A 5,213-nucleotide genomic window follows, 5' to 3' on the forward strand; every position below is an offset into this window, starting at 1 on the left:
GCACCCGATGCACTCCGCTTTCGAACTTGAACAGGCCGTAGGCACCCTTCCCTTCGATTAAGGCGACAACCGTCTTGTAACCACCTTTGCCTGTTTCGGAAGCCTCCATGATTTCGACCTTCAGCTTGTGTCGTTCGGCAAACTTGACATACATGCGAAACAGGTCGCCTGCGAACAAGGCAGCTTCGTCACCGCCCGTTCCGGCTCTGATTTCCAAGAAGAGGCTCTTCTCGTCCCGGGGATCTTTCGGCGTCAAATGCTCAAGGGCCTGTTGTTCAAGACCAGCTTGCTCTTCCTGAAGCTGAGAAGTCTCTTCGGACGCCAGCGCATGAAGCTCGGGCCCGGCGGAAGGGTCTGCCAGCATGTGCGCGGCTTCTTCGAGCTGCTTAAGGATCTGCTGATAACGATGGAATAACTGAGCCACCGGCTCTAGTTCGGTCCGCTCTTTCGTCAACTTGACCAGAAGCGAAGGCTGGCCAATGACGGACGGATCCGTGAGCTGTCGAGTCAGCTCATCGTAGCGTTCGGTGAGAGATTCCCACTTCTTTACGAGCCCTTCGTCCATATCGAAACCGGTTCACTTAATGAACTCTTCAACACATCATGCATCGGCACAAAAAAAGAGACCTTGCCCCTTAGCGAAGCAAGGTCTCTTCTATGATCACTGGTTCCGCTACTTGTCCTTCTTCGCGTATTTCTTCTTGAACCGTTCGACCCGCCCTTCGGTGTCGACAATTTTCTGTGTCCCCGTGAAAAAAGGATGGCAACTGGAGCAAATGTCGACATTTATGTCGCCAATGGTCGATCTCGTCTTGTAACTATTGCCGCAGGCACAATGCACTGTGGCCTCGCGGTACACTGGGTGAATTCCCTTTTTCATGATCCCACTCCTACCTTGCTATTCTCTCATCCTTCGCCAATTCGAAGGCGAGCCACTGTACCCTGTCTCGACGACCGGAAACAAGGGGATGTCAGCGATTCATGGACTGCAGAAACTCCTGATTGGTCTTGGTCCCCTGCACCTTATCCATCAGGAATTCCATGGCCTCCATCGTGCCCAGCGGGCTGAGGACCTTCCGCAATATCCACATCTTGTTGAGACGGTCCTTGTCAACGAGCAACTCCTCTTTTCGCGTGCCCGACTGGCTGATGTCAATGGCCGGGAAGATCCTCTTATCCGCCAGTCGGCGATCGAGATGAACTTCCATGTTGCCGGTTCCTTTAAACTCTTCAAATATCACGTCGTCCATTCGGCTCCCCGTGTCGACCAATGCGGTGGCCATGATCGTCAGGCTCCCCCCGTTCTCGATATTGCGCGCGGCGCCGAAAAACCGCTTCGGCCGCTGAAGCGCATTTGAGTCAAGACCGCCAGACAGGACTTTCCCGCTCGGAGGGGCGATCGTATTGTACGCACGCGCGAGGCGCGTAATGCTGTCGAGCAGAATCACGACGTCTTTCTTATGCTCGACCAGCCGTTTGGCTTTTTCCAGCACCATCTCCGCAACCTGAGCATGGCGTTGCGCCGGCTCGTCGAATGTCGAGCTGATAACCTCGGCCTTGACCTGCCGCTGCCAGTCCGTGACTTCCTCCGGCCGCTCGTCGATCAACAGTACGATGAGCGTCACTTCTTTATGGTTCTTGAGAATGGCGCGGGCAATCGCCTGCAGCAACATCGTCTTACCGGTTCGGGGTGCCGCCACGATCAACCCACGCTGGCCTTTCCCGATGGGTGTGATCAAATCCATCACCCTCGTGCAATACTCTTCCCGGTCGAACTCCAATTGGATCCGCTCTTCGGGATAGAGGGGAGTCAGGTTGTCGAAGAGAATCTTGTCGCGGGCCACTTCCGGATCCTCGAAATTGACCTTCTCAACCTTAAGGAGCGCAAAGTAGCGCTCGCTTTCCTTCGGTGGCCTGATCTGGCCGGACACGATATCGCCAGTTCTGAGATTGAATCGTCGAATCTGTGAAGGAGAGATGTAGATATCGTCGGGACCGGGCAGATAATTGGAATCGGGAGCCCGTAGGAACCCGAAGCCGTCAGGGAGGGTTTCGAGCACGCCCTCGCCGAACACCACGCCATTCTTCTCCGTCTGCGCCTGCAGGATGGCAAAAATGAGTTCCTGTTTGCGGAGATTCGCCGCCCCTTCGATCTTGAGATCACGCGCGACGTCGTTGAGATCGGCGATGGTTTTCTGTTTCAACTCGGCAAGATGCATAACCTCTCCCTTGGTTTGTGCCATAGATCTCCCCTCACACTCCCGTGATGATCAGAAGGAAAATAAGTACTGGACGCGTAACACCCTTTTAAAAACGATCAGTAATGACGACTCGATACTATAAGAATTGGCGATTTTGTATTAGCTAGAGAGGGTTTGCCAAGAAGAACGAAGCTGTTTTTGGATTGTAGATTTTCTCGCAAGTATAAAACGGTTCAAACTCATTCGCTCTCACCTGGACGGCGCTTACTTCGAGAGTGGCCCCGGAAGTCTTGTGTGTGGAGAGACCAGTAGACTCGAATTGAGTTACTGGCGGGAGCATACCTCGGCAAATTCTGCTTGTCAACAGAGAAACCTTTTTGATCCCAACAACCTCAGGATCGGCAATAAGAGAAGACCCGCGCCATGCAAGGACGGCTTCGTTTCAGCAAAAGGTTGCGGGGGTCTGAATCACTATGCTAAAGGAGCCGTAATTATAGGAGTTCGCGCATGTCTCACGACGACGAGCACGACCACGAACGGCTGTTCACTTTGGCTGAAGCCAATCACTTAATTCCCCAGTTGGATTCACGTTTGAATTCCGTCCGGGATGCCAAGGCTGTCTTGTCGCGCACAAAAGAGGACATCCGGCGGGCAAGCACCCAGGCCGAATATGGAGGCGGGAGTGCAGTTGGGCACCTGTACATCACCAGCCTGCAGCAAATCAGCTCACACCTCCAGGCCATCCAAGAACTTGGCGTGCTCGTCAAGGACCTTGATCTCGGCCTCTGTGATTTCCCACACATGCGTGACGGCCGTGTGGTGTTTCTCTGCTGGAAGCTAGGGGAGCGGGAAATAAAGTGGTGGCATGAAACGACAACCGGATATCAAGATCGTTGCCCTCTTGAAGATCCTCTGTAGAAACGCTTGGGGTCTGCATCATGAAGTTTGTCATTCTTGGATTTGACGGGCCGGAGGGGGAAGCACGAAGGAAAATTTTCCGACCAGCCCATTTAGCCAATATGGAGCCGCTTGACCAACAAGGCCGCGTCGTTTTAGCCGGGCCCCTCACTGACAAGACCGGAAGCCTCATCGTGATTGAAGCCGATTCGCTTGAAGAAGCCGAACGGTTCGCCAAGGAAGATCCCTACACGGTGAATGGCGTGTTTGAGCGAGTCGAAGTCCATCCTTTCAGTCAAGTCTTCCCGAAGGCCCGCTGACCTTCATTTTTCTTTCCCATGAATCCCCTAACTCATCAGGAGTTAAGGCATTCTTCCTCTCCATAACCGTTCAGTGAGAGCACCATGGCCTCTCAATAACACGGTTTGACTTAGAGAAAGCGCCCCTCCTATAATTAACCGTCAATTTGTACTCTGGCTCACGCGCCTCAGAAATAGCGCAGAGTCCCTGATTCCTTAGGACAAAAGACCTAAACAGGACACCACCGATAGCCCATTATTTTTCCACGCTGGGCCTTCTGTCGGGTTGCAGATGATCAATGAAAAGCTTAGATTGTGAATAGCTCGATTTGGTTGAAAAATAGCAGATCTCTCGTCGTTAACCCCTTAAGCGGAGAGTAAGTCGTAATGAGCCAATATCGCGTGCTCCCAGGGCCAGAGCATTTCCTTCCACCGGCAGCTGCTTCCATGGGTGTGTACCTCCCGAACCCGGGAGAGGCCCACATCAATGGCGTCATCGTCCCTGAAGAAAAGGCTTTTGAAGAAGCGGCTAAGCAGTTCTTGATGGCCAAAGTTCCAACGATATTTCCAGGACCGCTTGTCCTGTGGGCCTGGAATGAGAAGGCCGCCAAAAAGGCGACAGCCATCCGGCATTTGTACAATACGCTCAAGGAATGCGTGCAGCCAGGCCAAAAGCCTATGCTGATTCCCATGCCGGATTACCGCCCGAAGTACCCCAAGATTAACCCTGAAGTCGAAATCAATCCCAATCATCCGAATCTAACAATCTGGCACAATAAGATCGATTGCTGCATGTTCGTCGGGGTCCATTGCCACCAGGCGAACTTGTCGCTCAAGATTATCCGGGGCGGCACGTCCTGCTATACGATCGCCATGTGTGCTCAGGCCGGTCATGAAGACGCAATGTTGTCTTTCCGCGATGCGTCTGTCGAAAAAATCATGACGCTGGCCGATTGGGTCAAGAAGTTAAAAGGAACCGTCCAACCACGGCTGACGTCAGCCAAGAGCGGCGCTTCGAACTAGGCCGTCAGAAGCCCGCACGCAGTGAAAGGAGGCTGGGCCCATGGCAGAATCAAAATCCTTCATCGGCACACAAAATAAAAAAGGCCAGACCTTTACCGATCCGTGGAAACTCATGAATGAAGCGGCGCGAACACCTTCGTTTTTCACAGGCTCCGAGGTCATCAAAGAAGCCATCCGCCGGGCCAGTTGCGACGTCATGATCGCCTACCCCATTACGCCTCAGTCGGAAGCGGCCGCCTTGATCGGCGAATTGTTCGCAGAGGGTTATATCGGAGACTATTTCCGCGGCGAGAGCGAGTTTGCCGTCATGTCTCAATGCGCCGGGGCAGCTTTCGGCGGAGCACGGGTTTTCACGACAACGGCAGGCCCTGGGACGATGCGGGCGATGGAAAACTTCCCGATGTGGGCCGGTGCACGGTTACCGATTCAGATGATTGTAACCTGTCGCGGCATCAACTCCCCGCTTTCGATTCAGCCGGACACGCTAGAAATCGCCTACTTGTTGAATACCGGGATGCTGGTGTGGCACGCAGAAACCGCACAGGACTTCTTCGATTGGATCCTCAAGGGCTACATGGTGTCGGAAGAGCCGGATGTCCACCTCCCGCTCGCACTCTGTTGCGACGGATTCTTCGTCACCCACACGAAGGACGTAGTGAACCTCACGCCACCGGACATGTGCTTGCCCCCGTACGATCCCTACCGATCACCGGTGCCCTGCATGGACATGGAATGTCCCCCTGTCCGGATGATGCGCGATCCCTTTGTCATGAAGAGCAACTACATCAGCTAC

7 protein-coding genes are annotated in these 5,213 nt (G+C 53.7%); 4 read left to right on the top strand and 3 right to left on the bottom strand.

The annotated features are described in order from the left end of the window. The 3 genes from ACWVCN_RS01410 to rho form a co-directional block, all read right to left on the bottom strand. Positions 1-565 (bottom strand): PCRF domain-containing protein (locus tag ACWVCN_RS01410; protein ID WP_455243721.1); only part of this gene is annotated, 565 nt, incomplete at its 3' end. Positions 566-673: 108 nt separating this feature from the next. Next, the gene (rpmE, locus tag ACWVCN_RS01415; RefSeq protein ID WP_455243727.1) at positions 674-883 is read right to left on the bottom strand and encodes a 50S ribosomal protein L31; all 210 of its coding nucleotides are present in this window, start codon (positions 881-883) and stop codon (positions 674-676) included. An 88-nt stretch (positions 884-971) separates the two neighbouring features. Beyond that, positions 972-2,243 carry a transcription termination factor Rho gene (rho, locus tag ACWVCN_RS01420; protein WP_455241498.1) on the bottom strand — a complete coding sequence of 424 codons (1,272 nt, stop codon included), beginning with the start codon at positions 2,241-2,243 and terminating at the stop codon, positions 972-974. Between the two features lie 465 nt (positions 2,244-2,708). Between rho and ACWVCN_RS01425 the strand changes: the two genes are divergently transcribed. The 4 genes from ACWVCN_RS01425 to ACWVCN_RS01440 all read left to right on the top strand — a co-directional run. Then, positions 2,709-3,119 carry a DUF2203 domain-containing protein gene (locus ACWVCN_RS01425; protein ID WP_455243722.1) on the top strand — a complete coding sequence of 137 codons (411 nt, stop codon included), beginning with the start codon at positions 2,709-2,711 and terminating at the stop codon, positions 3,117-3,119. A 20-nt stretch (positions 3,120-3,139) separates the two neighbouring features. Continuing rightward, a complete protein-coding gene (locus tag ACWVCN_RS01430) occupies positions 3,140-3,418 on the top strand; it encodes a YciI family protein (protein ID WP_455243723.1) in 279 nt (92 codons plus the stop codon). Positions 3,419-3,799: 381 nt separating this feature from the next. Further along, entirely contained in the window at positions 3,800-4,420 is a 621-nt protein-coding gene (locus ACWVCN_RS01435; RefSeq protein ID WP_455243724.1) for a carbon monoxide dehydrogenase beta subunit family protein, read from the top strand. Positions 4,421-4,460: 40 nt separating this feature from the next. Next, a partial coding sequence (locus ACWVCN_RS01440; protein ID WP_455243725.1) for a hypothetical protein occupies positions 4,461-5,213 on the top strand: 753 nt, incomplete at its 3' end.

The organism is Petrachloros mirabilis (assembly GCF_975968855.1).

Bases quoted from the DNA above. Each gene is read 5' to 3' on its own strand.
- rho (WP_455241498.1), bottom strand. From the start codon at position 2,243: ATGGCACAAACCAAGGGAGAGGTTATGCATCTTGCCGAGTTGAAACAG.
- ACWVCN_RS01425 (WP_455243722.1), top strand. From the start codon at position 2,709: ATGTCTCACGACGACGAGCACGACCACGAACGGCTGTTCACTTTGGCT.
- ACWVCN_RS01430 (WP_455243723.1), top strand. From the start codon at position 3,140: ATGAAGTTTGTCATTCTTGGATTTGACGGGCCGGAGGGGGAAGCACGA.